Origin of the sequence: Microbacterium sp. TWP3-1-2b2 (genome assembly GCF_049896145.1) — a bacterium.
GTDB lineage: Bacteria > Actinomycetota > Actinomycetes > Actinomycetales > Microbacteriaceae > Microbacterium.
This window is the reverse complement of record NZ_JAFCTS010000001.1, coordinates 2,877,873-2,892,462: the sequence shown is the minus strand read 5'-3', so window position 1 is coordinate 2,892,462 and position 14,590 is coordinate 2,877,873. Positions and strand designations below refer to the sequence as shown.

The 14,590-nt window shown below is 67.3% G+C and carries 13 protein-coding genes; 1 reads left to right on the top strand and 12 read right to left on the bottom strand.

Annotated elements, in window-relative coordinates:
* Positions 1-3: 3 nt before the first annotated feature.
* The 11 genes from ACP7AR_RS14280 to ACP7AR_RS14230 all read right to left on the bottom strand — a co-directional run bounded on the left by ACP7AR_RS14280 (position 4) and on the right by ACP7AR_RS14230 (position 11,799).
* Positions 4-1,614: a hypothetical protein gene (locus tag ACP7AR_RS14280; RefSeq protein WP_426187106.1), complete on the bottom strand. Its 1,611-nt coding sequence runs from the start codon at positions 1,612-1,614 to the stop codon at positions 4-6.
* The gene (locus tag ACP7AR_RS14275) at positions 1,604-2,389 is read right to left on the bottom strand and encodes a TIGR03943 family putative permease subunit (protein WP_426187104.1); all 786 of its coding nucleotides are present in this window, start codon (positions 2,387-2,389) and stop codon (positions 1,604-1,606) included. Before ACP7AR_RS14275 ends, ACP7AR_RS14280 begins: the two co-directional genes overlap by 11 nt.
* On the bottom strand, positions 2,382-3,323 hold the full coding sequence (locus ACP7AR_RS14270; RefSeq protein WP_426187771.1) for a permease: 942 nt from the start codon (positions 3,321-3,323) through the stop codon (positions 2,382-2,384). The genes ACP7AR_RS14275 and ACP7AR_RS14270 overlap by 8 nt, the downstream gene beginning before the upstream one ends.
* Before the next feature lie 107 nt (positions 3,324-3,430).
* Positions 3,431-3,850 (bottom strand): Fur family transcriptional regulator, encoded by a 420-nt coding sequence (locus ACP7AR_RS14265; protein WP_426187102.1) that lies wholly within the window; start codon positions 3,848-3,850, stop codon positions 3,431-3,433.
* Positions 3,851-3,859: 9 nt separating this feature from the next.
* Positions 3,860-4,744: a metal ABC transporter permease gene (locus ACP7AR_RS14260; protein WP_426187100.1), complete on the bottom strand. Its 885-nt coding sequence runs from the start codon at positions 4,742-4,744 to the stop codon at positions 3,860-3,862.
* A gap of 148 nt (positions 4,745-4,892) precedes the next feature.
* Positions 4,893-5,732 carry a metal ABC transporter ATP-binding protein gene (locus ACP7AR_RS14255; protein ID WP_426187098.1) on the bottom strand — a complete coding sequence of 280 codons (840 nt, stop codon included), beginning with the start codon at positions 5,730-5,732 and terminating at the stop codon, positions 4,893-4,895.
* On the bottom strand, positions 5,729-6,745 hold the full coding sequence (locus ACP7AR_RS14250) for a metal ABC transporter solute-binding protein, Zn/Mn family (protein ID WP_426187096.1): 1,017 nt from the start codon (positions 6,743-6,745) through the stop codon (positions 5,729-5,731). Before ACP7AR_RS14250 ends, ACP7AR_RS14255 begins: the two co-directional genes overlap by 4 nt.
* Positions 6,746-6,892: 147 nt before the next feature.
* Positions 6,893-8,578 carry a glycoside hydrolase family 13 protein gene (locus ACP7AR_RS14245; protein WP_426187094.1) on the bottom strand — a complete coding sequence of 562 codons (1,686 nt, stop codon included), beginning with the start codon at positions 8,576-8,578 and terminating at the stop codon, positions 6,893-6,895.
* A 67-nt stretch (positions 8,579-8,645) separates the two neighbouring features.
* Positions 8,646-9,521: a carbohydrate ABC transporter permease gene (locus ACP7AR_RS14240; RefSeq protein WP_426187092.1), complete on the bottom strand. Its 876-nt coding sequence runs from the start codon at positions 9,519-9,521 to the stop codon at positions 8,646-8,648.
* On the bottom strand, positions 9,521-10,414 hold the full coding sequence (locus ACP7AR_RS14235) for a carbohydrate ABC transporter permease (protein ID WP_426187769.1): 894 nt from the start codon (positions 10,412-10,414) through the stop codon (positions 9,521-9,523). The genes ACP7AR_RS14240 and ACP7AR_RS14235 overlap by 1 nt, the downstream gene beginning before the upstream one ends.
* Before the next feature lie 59 nt (positions 10,415-10,473).
* Positions 10,474-11,799: an ABC transporter substrate-binding protein gene (locus ACP7AR_RS14230; protein WP_426187090.1), complete on the bottom strand. Its 1,326-nt coding sequence runs from the start codon at positions 11,797-11,799 to the stop codon at positions 10,474-10,476.
* A 100-nt stretch (positions 11,800-11,899) separates the two neighbouring features.
* Between ACP7AR_RS14230 and ACP7AR_RS14225 the strand changes: the two genes are divergently transcribed.
* On the top strand, positions 11,900-13,120 hold the full coding sequence (locus ACP7AR_RS14225) for an ROK family protein (RefSeq protein ID WP_426187088.1): 1,221 nt from the start codon (positions 11,900-11,902) through the stop codon (positions 13,118-13,120).
* Between the two features lie 113 nt (positions 13,121-13,233).
* Here the strand turns inward: ACP7AR_RS14225 and ACP7AR_RS14220 are convergent, their stop codons facing one another.
* The gene (locus ACP7AR_RS14220; RefSeq protein WP_426187086.1) at positions 13,234-14,577 is read right to left on the bottom strand and encodes a dihydrolipoamide acetyltransferase family protein; all 1,344 of its coding nucleotides are present in this window, start codon (positions 14,575-14,577) and stop codon (positions 13,234-13,236) included.
* Positions 14,578-14,590 lie beyond the last annotated feature (13 nt).

The following is a 14,590-nucleotide window of genomic DNA, read 5'->3' as shown; positions in this document are numbered from 1 at the left end:
GGTTCAGAAATGCGGCGCCATCTGGCACCACGAGGCGTCGAAGCCGGTGAGCACGACCATCTCCTCGCCGGAGCGCAGGTCGAGCAGGTGCGTCTGCAGGGTTCCAGGAAGCGGCACGAGCATGTCGTCGTACGGGTTCTCCACGAGGTTCGGGGCGACCGTGATGGCCGCGTACTGCCCGCTCGGCGACGGGCACGCCTGCAGGATCGCATTGCCAGAGGCGACATCGAACAGCGAGGTCGCGGCGCCGTCGTCGTCCACTCTGATGATCGCCTGCCCGGTGGGGAGGCCGTCGGCGTCGCGGGCGACGACGTGCCGCAGAGTGCCGCCGGGGTACGGGGTGATCGTCGTCGCCGGGCCGAAGTCGGGCTCGGATGCGGCGAGAGGAGTCTCCGAACCGTCCGCGAGGTTCAGCTCGACGGTCGTGCCGTCGGCGCGACTGACGATGGCCGTGTACGTGCCGCGCGAGATGCCGAGCAGGCTCGTGGCGATGCCCATGTTCTGCGCACCCGCATCCCCGGATCGATCATCGAGGGAGAGCGTGCCGGCGAAGTCGATGAACAGCACTGCGGCCGAGTCCGGGACGAACTGCCACTCGGCGATGCTGGCCTCGGCATCTCCGACCTCGGCGATGTGCGGCTCATCGTCGCCGCTGAGCGATTGGGTGACCAGCACGCTCGCGCGCCCGCTGTCTTCGGTGAGCTCTCGATCGGAGTACGTGTAGCCGACAAGCCCGCCTCGCTCGGAGACCTGCACGGAGCTGACGTAGCCGTCGCCGGGCAGGGTCAGCTCGCGGATGTTCTCACCGTCATGATCCATCACCAGGATCCGTGACTCGTCTTCGTCTTCGACCGCGACGACGAGCCGGGTCGAGGTCGAACGGTAGTCGTTGATGCGCGGATGGGTGAACACCGGCACCGCGTTCTCGCCGCCGAGGTCGGTGCGGAAGATCGAATCGTCCTCGGCGGAGCGGTTGAGCAGGAAGATCTTGGCGGCCGGCGTCGTGAACGTGGTCGAGAGATCGGATGCCGGCCCTCCGCCGACTCCGGTGGCACCGGCGACGCTCACCGTGTACTCGGTCGCGTCGTCGAGAGGGACCGTGAAGCGGATGCCGATGCTTCGGCCGGCGGCGTCCACCGTGAACGGCACAGCGGGATCGACCGTGACCTGTGACTCGTCGATCTCCTGCAGCGCCTGGTTCGCGGTGAGGATGACTCGGCTTCCCGAGACGTCGATCGCCTCAGCCGCATCGACCTGCACCTGGCTGACGCGCGGGCCCTGGAACAGGCTGAGCGCGCCGAGCCCGCCGACCACGACCACCAGAACGGCGACGACGGCGAGGATCGTGTACAGGAACCGGCGGTCCTTGGGGTGATCCGGCCCTGGCTCCAGCGGCGGGTCGTTGAGCGCAGGCTGCGGGGCAGCCGAAGACGACACTTTGACGGGCTCAGGAACCACAGGCTCAGAATCCGCGGGCTCAGCGACCGCGGGAAGTCCAAGCCACTCCCCCTCCGGTGCACGTGGGACCTCGGGAGCCTTCCGGTCGGCGGCCTCGCGGGCGGCGCGTGCTTCGGCGCGGGTCTTCGGCGCCTCCGGCTGATCCTCAGTACTCATAAGGATCCCCGGGCTCGTCGATCGCGACCACCGAGGTGGGAACGACTCGAAGCGATCCGTCGTCATCGGCGGTGACCGTGCCGGTGACCTCGATCCACTGCCCGGTGCTGTACTGCCCCTTGCCGGTCTCGCCGGCGTCGACGCTCACCGGCACTGCGGCCGGCTGGGCGTCGATCACGCAGTGCGTGATGATCATGCGAGTGAGGTTCACGGCATCCGCGTCGTCGCCGGGTGTGACGAACCCGGTCAGCGTGACGGTGGAACCGTCGTAGGACTCCGGGCGGGTGGCGGTGGCGAAGACGCTCGACCATTCACCGACCCCGAAGGTCGTCGTGTCGGCCACTCCGAGCGTCGGGGTGTCTGCACCCGCGAACAGGGCGCCAGTGGCATCCGCCCGCGACATCGCCAGTTCCACGGACAGCGACGCAGGCGGAAGCACGAGAGCGGCGAGGACGACGCCACTCGCGACGATCCCCGCCGAGACTGTGCCGGCGATCTTGAGAGCACGTCGAGGGGATGCCGCGGTATCCGCATCCCCGTGATCGTGCCCATGATCCGTCTCGACACCCAGCGGAAGCGTGCACGACCAGATCGCGCCGGCGAGCACGACGACAGCACCGGCGCATGCGAACCAGATCGATTCGGGGCTGATGTAGAGCGTCAGCTGACCGGTGACCCCGAGGCCGAGTGTGACGACCGAGATGACCACGGCCAGGCCGAGACCGAGCCAACGCGTCGCGAGAGCGCGCCAGCGTGCGCGCGACTGCTCAGCCAAAGACGTTCACCCCGATCCCGATCGCGAACGCACTCATCACGACGACGGCGACGACTCCGACGAGGGTGCGTGTGGTGAACGTCGTGCGCAGCAGAGCGAGCATCTTGATGTCGACCAGCGGTCCGACGAGCAGGAACGCGATCAGCGCACCCGACGAGAAGGTCGAGGCGAACGACAGGGCGAAGAACGCGTCGACGTTCGAGCAGATCGCCACCGTCATCGCGAGCGCCATCATGGCGACGATGGAGAGCACAGGGTTGGAACCGATCGCGAGCAGCATGTCGCGAGGAACGAGCACCTGCACCGCCCCCGCGAGCGCGGAGCCGATCACGAGCGCCGGCATCACGGCGCGCAGTTCGATCAGGAACTGAGTGAGGCTGCGACGCGTCGGAGTGCCGTGCTCGTGCTGCACCCGCTCGCACGTGGCGGTGAACTGCTGGGTGAGCAGAGCATCAGGTGAAGGATGACGGCTGTAGATCCAGCCGATCAGATTCGCGATCAGGTATCCGCCGACGAGGCGTGCGACCAGGATGCCGCCGTCCCATCCGAAAGCGGCGTGCGTCGTGATGATCACGATCGGGTTCACGATCGGGGCGGCGATCAGGAACGTCATCGCTTCCGCCGGGGCAAGCCCGCGCATCATCAGGCCACGGGCGAACGGCACGTTGCCGCACTCGCACACCGGGATGAGCATCCCCAACAACGACAGCACCGCGCGGCGGGCCCATCCGCGCGTCGGCAGCCAGCGCTGGATGAGATCCGGCGGCAGCCACACCTGCACCACGATCGACAGCACGACGCCGAGCACGACGAACGGCAGCGCCTCGATGAGCACGCTCAGCGCGAGCGTGAGGCCGTCCTGCGCGCGGCTGGGCAGTGACGCCGGGAACAGCGCAGGGGCGAACCTGTCGATCAAGAACAGCGCTGCGATGATGACGACGCCGATTGCGGCGCCGATCCACGGCGAGCGAGGCGTGCCGCGCCTAGCGGGTACGCGGCCGCGCCCTGAGCCCGTCGAAACGCGCGGCGACGTGACGTTGCTCACGCGGATGCGGCTCCTTCAGCCGCTGCGCGCCGGCTCGCGCACGGGGTGCACAGCCCGAAGATGTCGACGACGTGCTCCGCCTCGCTGAAGCCGTGCAGCGAAGCCGTGCGTTGCGCCCACGCCTCGACGTCCTTCGCCTCGATCTCGACAGTGAGTCCGCATGATCGGCAGATCAGGTGGTGGTGATGTCCTTCGGTCGAGCAGGCGCGATACAGCGCCTCACCCTCCGGGCTCTGCAGCGAGTCGGCATCGCCGGAGGTCGCGAGGCCGGAAAGCGCGCGATAGACCGTGGCGAGACCGATGCCGGTGTTCTCGTCACGGAGCGTGGCGTGCAGAGTCTGCGCGCTCACGAAACCGCGCGCATCCGCGAGTGCTTCCCGCACTCGCTCACGCTGCCAGGTATTGCGCTGAGCCATACCGAGAGTCTAGGCCGCGGCGCTTGTCAGGGGCTGAGAACGGCGACGCACCCGATCTCGCCCGCGCTGGACCAGCCAGCATCCCGCGTAGATGAGGAACGAGATCGTCGTGATGTATGGGCTGACCGGCAGGGTGCCGGCAAGCGCGAGCAGGATGCCCCCGACCGCCGAGACGAAGCCGAACAGCGCCGCGAGCAGAGGCACGGTGAGCGGGCCGGCAGCCACTCGCATGGCGGCAGCGGCAGGTGTGACCAGCAGAGCCATGACCAGCAGGGCGCCGATGATGTGCACGCTGACCGCGACGATGAGACCGAGCAGCACCATGAAAGCCAGACTGAGCGCCCTGGTCGGGATGCCGCGGGCACTGGCTGCGACGTTGTCGAGCGAGTCGAACCGCAGCGGGTTCCACATCACCAGCAGCCCGATGAGCACGAACGCGCTGATGCCGATCAGCCACCCGAGATCGGGGCTGGACACCGAGACGATCTGCCCGGTGAGCAGGCTGAAGCGGTTCGCGCTTCGACCGTCGTAGAGCGACAGGAACAGGATGCCGAGACCCAGGCCGAACGGCATCAGCACTCCGACGATCGAGTTGCGATCGCGCGCTTTCGATCCGAGGATCCCGATCAGTATCGCGGCGACCAGGGCTCCACCGATCGACCCCGCCACGACGCTGCCGCCGAACAGCAGGGCGGCGGCGGCACCGGCGAATGAGAGCTCGCTCACGCCGTGCACGGCGAAGGCGAGGTCGCGCTGCATCACGAAGACGCCGATCAATCCGCCGACGATGCCGAGCACGGCGCCGGCGATGATCGAGTTCGAGAGCAGCGCGACGAGCGCGCCGTAGTCCCGGAACGAGAAGACGTCGCCCCAGTCGAGGCTCGGCACCATCATGCGGGCACCTCCGCGTCGCATCCGAGCACCGATGCCGGCGCGGGGCCGAGCACCAACTTCGGAGAAGTGCAGCTAACTCGGAGAGATTCGTGCGATTTCTCCGAAGAACGTGCAGTTCTCCGAAGTTGTTGCACACCGCTCAGCACCATCATGCGACTTCTCCTGCGTCGTGGTCGTGATGCGGCTCAGCATCCGGCACTCCGACGACGACCAGCCGGTCGCCGGCACGGAGCACGAAGACCGGTGTGCCGTACAGGTCGGTGAGCACGCGGCTCTGCAGCACCTCGTCCGGGGTGCCGAGCACGAAGCGACCTCCGGCGATGTACAGGATGCGGTCGACCCTGCCGAGGATCGGATTGATGTCGTGCGTGACGAACAGCACGGCGGCGTCGCGCTCCCGGCGCTGACGGTCGATGATGTCGGTGATGCCGAGCTGGTTGGCGAGATCGAGGTTCGACAGCGGCTCGTCGCAGAGCAGCAGCGTCGGCGCGTCGGCGAGAGCCTGACCGACCCGAAGCCGCTGCTGCTCTCCGCCGGAAAGCAGGCCGACACGGCGATCGGCGAAGTGCGAGGCACCGACGCCCTCGAGAAGGGCGTCGACCCTGGCCTTGTCACCGCGGCGAGGGATGGGCAGACCGAACCGGGTGCCGTTGACGCCGAGGGCGACGACATCGCGAGCACGCATGCTGGTCTCCGGCGGGAGCGGGCGCTGCTGCGGGATGTAACCGATGCGTGGATTGCCTCGGCGCACCGGGTGGTCCGCGACGCGGATGCTGCCTGAGCTCAGGGGCTGGAGTCCGAGGATCGCACGCAGGAGCGTGGTCTTGCCGGAGCCCGACGGCCCGAGCACGGCGATGAACTCACCGGGTTCGACCGTCAGATCGAGTCCGGCCCACAGCTCACGGTGTCCGCGACGAAGGGCTGCGCCTTTGATCTCGAGCACCGGCCCGCCAGCCGGCCCCTGAGCGTCTCGAACGGGCGCACTCACTGCTGGAGTGCGGCGGCGAGGTCCTGAATCGCATCACGCATCCACTCAGAGTACGACGATCCGTCCTCGAGCAACTCAGTGAAAGCGACGACGGGGATGCCCGCGGCCTCAGCAGCCTCCTCGACGCGCTCGGTCTCGGCTCCGCCGGTCTGCGCGTTGGTGAGCAGCGCCTTCACGTCGCCGCTGTCGATGACGTCCAGAGCGGCGAGCAGGGTCGCTGGTGCGACGTCGGCGCCCTCTTCCACTGCTTCGGCGAAGCCCTCCGGAGTCGCGTCGGTGAGGCCGGCGGCTGCGGCGATGTAGCCGGGCAGCGGCTCGGTGATGAACACGGATGCGCCGCCCGTCTCGGTGCCGAGCGTCTCGAGCTCCGCTTCGAAGCCCTCGAGGTCGGCGACGATCTCGGCGGCCGCGGCGGTGAAGTCGGCTTCCCCGTCAGGGTCGATCTCGCTGAACTCCGCCGCGATGCCCTCGACGACGTGGATCATCGTGTGCGGGTCGAACCAGACGTGCTCGTTGAAGCCCTCGATGTGGTCGTGGCCTTCGTGGCCCTCTTCCTCAGCGTGGTCGTGTCCTTCTTCAGCGTGGTCCTCTTCTGCATGGTCGTCCTCGGCGTGCGCTTCCGCCTCGGCATCCTCGTGGCCCTCGTTGCCGGGATAGTCGTGCGAGAACGACGCTGCGGTGAAGACATGCACGTCGGATTCGCCGATCAGGGTGTCGACGAACGAGTCGTATCCTCCGCCGTTCTCGATGACCAGTTCCGCGTCCTGCACGCTCAGTCGGTCACGCGCGGATGCCTCGTAGGAGTGCGGATCCTGCGAGGCGGAGGTGATGATCGAGGTCACCTCGACGCGATCGCCGCCGATCTGCTCAGCGAGCGACCCGTAGATGTTGGTGCTGGCGACCACCTGGATCGCATCCTCACCCGCGCCTTCCGAAGCGGCGGTGGGCGAGCATCCGGCGAGGACGAGAGCGGAGACGGATGCGAGCGCAACGGCGGCGACGGACTTCTTCATCCGCCCAGCCTAAGGCTAATGAGAACCATTATCAACTCGACGGGAGGATCAGTGAAGCTTCATCCGGGAAAACGGGGACCCCACTCGGCGCGGCGCGTCACTGCTCGACACGCCACGCCGCAGAAGAATGGTCTCCGTTTTCCGAGCTCAGCCGAGCAGGGCGTCCGGCGCGATCCAGACTGTGCTCTCGCCCGGCACGGCGCCGTCCACAGCGGTACCGAGCACGTCGTGCGCGGAATCCAGACCGAGCTCGAACGGCTCGACGCCGAAGTTCGTCACAACCTCCCAGCCATTCGGCCGCCTGAAGCGCAGCACGTCGGACCGGCCGGTCTCGATCCACTCCAGGCTCTCATCAGCCTGAAGGATGTGCCGCTGACGCAGCGCCTCGCGATACAGCGACAGGGTCGACGACGGGTCTGCTGCTTCGACGTCGACGGCGTACTCGGCGAACCATTCCGGTTGCGGCAGATGCGCACCGGCCGAGCCGAATCCGAATGAGGGGCCGGATGCCGTCCACGGCAGCGGCACACGGCATCCGTCTCGCCCGAGACCGTCGAACGACGCGCCGCGGAAGAACGACGGATCCTGCCGCTGCTCTGCCGAGATCTCGGCGACCTCCTGCAGACCGAGTTCTTCGCCCTGATAGAGGTAGGTGCTGCCGGGTAGACCCAGAAGAAGCAGCGTGGCCGCATGCGCACGGCGGATGCCACGCTCACGATCGAGCTGATCCTCCGGCCCCCCTGCGGCCACCCATTCGGTGCCCTGCTTGACCCGACGCCCATCGAGCGCGGGTAGTCCGTATCGAGTGGCGTGCCGGGTGACGTCGTGGTTCGAGAGCACCCAGGTGGTCGACGACCCGGTCGTACGCGCCTGCTCGAGGTTGTCTGCGATGATGCGGCGGAACTGGGCGGCGTCGAAGTCGGCGACGAGGAGATCGAAGTTGAAGGCCTGACCGAGGCCCTCGGCCGAGGCGTACTTCGCGCGACGCTCCGGGGTCTCGACCCAGGCTTCGGCGACGGCGGTGCGTGGAGGATCGTACTCGTTGAACACCTTTCGCCATTCGGCGTAGATCTCGTGCACATCGTCGCGATCGGTCAGGGGGTGACGACCGGAGGTGCGGTCGATCAGCTCCAGCTCCGCGTTGGACGGCAGTGGCTCTGTGAGGTCTTTGGTGAGCATATGCGCGACGTCGATGCGGAACCCGTCGACCCCGCGGTCCGACCAGAAGCGCAGGGTGGTCAGGAAGTCCTCGCGGACTTCGGGGTGATCCCAGTTCAAGTCCGGCTGTTCGGGCGCGAAGCTGTGGAGGTACCACTGTCCGTCCTCGACGCGCTCCCACGCGCCGCCGCCGAACGCCGCGCCCCAATCGGTGGGCGGCTCCGCGCCGTCAGGGCCGCTGCCCTCCCGGAAGATGTACCTCTCGCGTGCGGCTGAGCCTCGACCGGCGGCGAGCGCCTCCTGGAACCACTCGTGCAGGTTCGATGTGTGGTTCGGGACGATGTCGACGACCACGCGGATGCCGCGCTCATGCAGCGCAGCGACCATCGCATCGAAGTCGTCAAGCGTGCCGAGTCGGGGATCGACGTCGCGGTAATCGGCGACGTCGTAGCCGCCGTCGGCGAGCGCGGAGGGATAGAACGGGCTGAGCCACACCGCATCGATCCCGAGCTCTGCGAGGTAGTCGGCGCGGGACACGATGCCAGGGATGTCGCCGAGCCCGTCACCGTTCGCGTCGGCGAAGCTGCGGGGGTAGATCTGGTAGACGACGGCCTGACGCCACCAGGCTGCTGTCTTGTCGTCTTCGCGGGTCTCGGTGAGAAGCGAATCGGTCATGAGGGGTGGTGCTCCTTCTTTCTTGCGTTGCTCTTCGACGGGCTCAGGGATCGGGCGACTTTCGTGCTCAGCCCTTCACTGCACCCTGCGTGACGCCCTCCATGACGAAGCGCTGTGTGAACAGGTACGCCAGGATCGCGGGCGCCATCGCCATCAGGTACGAGGCGAACGACACGTTGTAGTTGTTGCTGAACTGGGTCTGGAACAGGTTCTGCCGCACCGGCAGCGTCTGCATCGCCGGGTCGGAGATGATGAGCGACGGCATCATGAAGTCGTTCCACGCATACAGGAATGCAAAGATGCCCACCGTCGCGCTCATCGGCGCGAGCAGCGGGAAGATCAGCTGCCAGAACGTCTGCCAGGTCGTGGCTCCGTCGATGCGCGCGCTCTCCTCCAGCTCGATCGGGATCGACCGGAGGAAGGCGGTGAACAGCAGCACGCTGAAGCTGAGCTGGAACATCGTCGCGAGGATGATCACGCCCAAGGGGTTGTCGAGCCCGACGCGTCCGGTGAGCTGGATCTGCGGCAGTGCCACCACAGGGAACGGGATGAACATGGCCGCGAGCAGGTAGAAGAACGAGTAGCGGAACAACCGCCGGTCCCAGTTGCGCACGATCGCGTAGGACGCGAAGGCCGCGAGCAGGATCGTCGCGATCACTGTGCCGGCGGTGACCAGCAGCGAGATCGCGGCGCCGACCGGGAACTTCGTGAGATTCCACGCCTCGACGAACCCGTCGATGCTGAACGGTGCCGGCAGGGAGAAGGCGTTGCCGTCGACCGCCTGCCCCGTGGTCTTGAACGCCATCGAGATCGTGACGTAGAGCGGCAGGAGCACGGTGACGGCGCACAGGATCAGGATGATCGTGCCCGACCAGTTCACCCGCTCCATGCGCACGCGCGGCTTCTTCCCAGCAGTCTGGGTGGTGATCGTCTGCGTCGACATCAGAGGGCATTCCTTCCGCGAGTCAGCGAGAGTTGAAGGAGCGAGATCAGGACGGCGACGATGAAGAAGATCGTCGCGTTGGCCATCTGGTAGGCGTAGTCGCCGCTGTTGAAGCCCGCGATGATCGTCATAGCGACGCTGCGCGTCGACGTCCCAGGCCCTCCGTTGGTGAGGCCGACGATGATGTCGTACGCGTTCAGGAAGCCCTTGAACCCGAGGATCACGTTGATCACGACGTACCCCGCGACGAGCGGGATCGTGATCCGCGTGAGCTGCTGCGTCTTGCTCGCACCGTCGATGCTCGCCGCCTCGTAGACCTCGTTCGGCACCGAGAGCAGGCCGGCGATGTAGATCAGCAGAGCACCTGGGACGGCCTGCCACGCGGTCACGATGACGATCGCCACCCAGGCGAGATCCGGGTTCGCCAACAGGCTCGTCTCGAGCCAGGGGATGCCGGTGGCCGCGCCAGCGGCAGGAATCGAGTTCGAGAACAGGAAGTTGAAGACGTACGCGATGATGATGCCCGAGATCACCATCGGGATCACGAAGATCGTCCGCAGGCCCGTCTTGAATCGGATGCGCGAGGTGAGGCCCACCGCGAGCAGGAACGCGATGACGTTCACGACGATCACCGTCGCGATCGAGAACCCGAACGTGAACAGGTAGCTCTGCAGGATCGCCGGGTCGCTGAACAGCGCGATGTAGTTGGTCACCCCGTTGAAGCTCCACTCGCCGATACCGATCGAGTCGGTGAAGCTGAAGAAAATGCCCATCACCGCCGGGAGGGTGATCGCGAGGGTGAACAGCACGAGCGTCGGAAGAAGGAACAGGTAGTAGATCGGCTCGACCCGTCGGGTGTGCCGACGGAGCCTCCGTCCCTGTCCGGTGACGATGGAGGTCGTGTCCGTCGTCGGGCTGTTCGGCCGCGTGGTGTTCGCGGGTGCGGTGGTGCTCACGGTGCGGACTCCTCTGTCTCGCCTGCTGCCGCATCGTCTGTGGTGGGGATCGGCGCGCGGAAGGCGATGCGAGCCCAATCCGCGTCCATGGTCCGCAGCATCGAGGTGGTCGAGGCTCCCAGCACCATCGCCTGTGCGTAGTTCATCACCGGGATCGTCTTGGGAACGAGCACCGAGGGCCCCTGGTAGATCTGCCCGTCCTCGTAGTAGTCGATCATCCCCTCGATGCGCGGATCGTTCGGCGCCGGGGCATCCTTCGTAGGCGTGAAGCCGAGCTGCGACGCGTTGTACTCCTCGATGTTCTCGGGGAGGTACAGGTACTCGAGGAAGTCACGCGCGGCCTCCTGGTGCCGCGAGCCCTCGGGGATCATCGCGCCGAGGTCCATGTTCACGCGCACGCCGAGGTCGGCCGGGTCGTCGGTCATGGGCAGCGGGAAGGTGCCGAGCTCGAGGTCGGGTGCGGTCTTCGCGATCTCGCTGAATGCCCACGGCCCCTGCATGTACATCGCCGCCTCGCCCTCGCTGAAGGCGAGATTGCCGTCGCCGTATCCGCGGCTCGCCGCATCCTCGTTCGTGTAGTCGTCCGCGAGCTGCATCATCTGCTCCATCGGGTCGGCGAAGTCCTTCTCGAACGAGACGTCGGAGTCAGGGCCGACCGCGGCGCCCTCGACGGCCATGGCGTCGAAGAAGTCGATCGTGTCGACGGAGCCGCCGATCGAGTAGTCGTACCAGCCCTGCCCGACGGTCCAGTCGTCTTTGAACGTGGCGTAGAAGGGGTCGATCCCGGCATCCTTCAACTGGTCGCACAGGGCGATCAGCTCGTCCCAGGTCTGCGGCACCTCCAGCCCCTCGGCCTCGAAGATCTCCTTGTTGTAGATCACGGAGGCCGCCATCACCGAGTAGGGCAGGGCGCTCGTTCGTCCCTCGCAAGAGCCGTACTGCTCCATGAGCGGCTGCAGGTCGTCGCGGATGCTGGCCGCCGCATCCGTCTCGGAGAGATCGGTGAGAGCGCAGCGCTGCACGAAGCGCGCGATCTCGTAGTTGTAGTTGCCGAGGATGAGGTCGGGCGGGTTCCCCCGCACGAAACTGGCCGAGATGACGTCGGGCCCCGAGGTATCGATCTCCACCCGCACGTCGTCCTGAGAAGAGTTGTACTCGGCGACGAGCTCGGTCATGAAAGGGATCGCCTCGCGCTTGTTGAACGTGAAGCGGATCGTCTCCGCTCCCGATCCCGCAGCACAGCTCGTGAGGGCGGCGCCGACCATCGCGAGGCCAAGGCCTCCCGCGACCATCCGCGCCGTGCGTGTTCGTTTCTCAGACACCGTCGTCCTTCCGATCCGATAGATCCGCATATTAAATCTAGTGGGCGAATTTACTGTCGGAAGGTACTCTCTCATTGGAACGAGAGGAAGGTCAAGGGCTGTGACAGAAGTCTCCACAGGACTCGGAACCGGACGCGCGAGCGTCGGGGCCGTCCTCGACTTCGCCTGGGGGGCAGGACAGTTCACCGCCACCGACGTCATGGCCGCCACGTCGCTCACGCGGTCGACGGCCATCGATGCGATCGACACACTCGTCGGTGCCGAGGTCCTGCGCGAACTCCCCAACGCCCGCGCCGCCGGCAGCTATCGCTCCGGCCGCCCTGCCAGGCGCTTCACCCTCTCATCCGACCTCGGCGTCGTCATAGGGATCGACGCCGGCGACACGCATCTCGCCGTCACCGTGGCCGACCCGCTCGACCGCACGCTCGTGCACCACCGCGTCGAGGTGGACTCCACTCAGTCTGCCGATGCGCGTCGGGCGACCATCGTCGAGCAGCTGCGGGCAGCGCTGGAAGAGTCCGGCACTCCCCGAGACGACGTGCTCGCGCTCTGCGTCGGCGTCGCAGCCCCTGTGAATCGCGACGGCATCTCGCCGCCGCATCCCGACGGCTTCTGGGAGCGCACGAATCCCGGCCTCGCCGACGCGCTGCGCGACTGGGCCCCCGTGGTCGAGATCAAGAACGACGCCCAATTGGCGGCGATCGCGGAGGGCGCGGTCGGCGCCGCGATCGGATGCCGCGACTACGTCGCCCTGCTCGCCAGCGAGCGCTTCGGTGGTGGAGTGGTCGTCGACGGTCACGTGCTGCACGGTGCCCACGGAGGAGTCGGCGAGGGCATCGTTTTCGATCACATCGTCGGCGTCGGCTCGGCATTCGGGCTCAGGTATTCGGTGCAGAATCAAGCCAGGGCCGCGATGAAGGCCGGCGAGATCGCCGTCGACGGCGCGGTCGGAAGGCTCGTGGCAGAGGAGCGCATCGACTCGCGTGTCGTGCTGACGCTCGCCGCCTCAGGAGACGCGGATGCTGTGCTCATCACCGACCGCGTCGGCGCGACTGTCGCACGCATCGTCGGAGTGCTCGGCAGCATGTACGACCCTTCCCGCGTGATCGTGTGCGGGGCGGTCGCCGAGAGCATCGAACCCGTGCTCGCCGCCGCCCGGCGCATTCTCCCGGAGGAGCTCCACCTCCCGGCGCCCGAGATCGTGGCCTCGACCCTGGGCGCCGCGGTCGTGTCGGCCGGAGCAATCGCGACGGCGCGCCGCGCCGCCCGCGAGCGGACGGTGCCTCAGCTCGCGGAGCGGCGGCTGAGCGCGCTCTCCTAGCGAAGACATCCTCGCCAGACGCCCCCGGCGCTGGACGTCCTCGCCGAAAGGTGGCGCGGATGGTCGCATCAAGCGCGAAGATGCGGCATCGCGCGACACTTCACGGGCTGTCCTCAGTCGACGAGCAGGGCGGGCTCTTCCAGAATCGAGGCGACGTCGGCGATGAAGCGGCTCATGCCGTCGCCGTCGATGACGCGGTGATCGAAGGAACCTGCCACCGTGGTGACGAACCGCGGACGCACCTCGCCGTCGACGACCCACGGCTTCTGGCTGATGGTGCCCATCGCCACGATGCCGGCCTCGCCGGGGTTGATGATCGGGGTTCCGGCATCCATCCCGAACACGCCGATGTTGGTGATCGTGATCGTTCCGCCCTGCTGATCGGCTGGCGGGGTCTTGCCCTCTCGAGCCGTCAGGGTGAGGCGGTTCAACGCTCGGGCGAGCTCGCGCATGTTGAGGTCCTGCGCGTCCTTGATGTTCGGCACGAGCAGGCCCCTCGGGGTCGCCGCGGCGATTCCGAGGTTGACGTAGTGGCGCACCGAGATCTCTGCACCGCCCTCGGTCTCGAACCAGGCGGCGTTGACCATCGGATTGCGGCGCACGGCCCAGATCACGGCGCGAGCCACGATGAGCAGCGGCGACACCTTGATGTCGGCGTAGTCGGGCGAGGTCTTCAGGCGCTTGACAAGCTCCATCGTGCGCGTCGCGTCGACCTCCTTCCACACCGTGACGTGCGGCGCGGTGTACGCGCTCTGCACCATGGCCGAGGCACTGACCTTGCGCACGCCCTTGACCGGGATCGACTCGGTGCGCGCATCCGCATCCTGGGCGGTTGCCGGCGCAGCGGCGATCCCACGAGCGAGGCCGACCGGAGCGCTCTTCGGCGCCGGCACCGTCTCCTCGCGCACCGCGCCCCACTCCGGGGTCTCGATGTTGCGGAAGACACTCGCCTGCGAGGCCTCCTTCACGACGTCGTCGCGGGTGACCTCGCCGTCTGCTCCGGTCGGGGTGATCGAGGAGAGGTCGACGCCGAGATCGCGTGCGAGCTTGCGGATCGGCGGCTTCGCGATGACGCCGACCGAGGAGCGCACCGGACGAACGGCCGGGCGCGTGCGCCGAGAGGTCGCACCGGCACCGGTGCCGTAGCCGACCAGGACCGAGCCGCCGGTCTCTTCGCCTGCCGGCGCGGGGTTCGGCGGGGTGGCGGCGGGCGCAGCATCCGACACGAAGCTGATGATCGGCGTGCCGACCTCGACCGTCGTGCCCTCGCCGACCAGCAGATCGCCGACGACGCCGGCATACGGCGACGGAAGCTCGACGAGCGATTTGGCCGTCTCGATCTCGCAGATCACGTCGTTGATCGCGACGTCGTCACCCGGGGCGACCTTCCACGTGACGATCTCGGCTTCGGTCAGACCCTCGCCGACATCGGGGAGGTTGAAGTTCTGCGTGCTCATTGCGAGTCCTTTC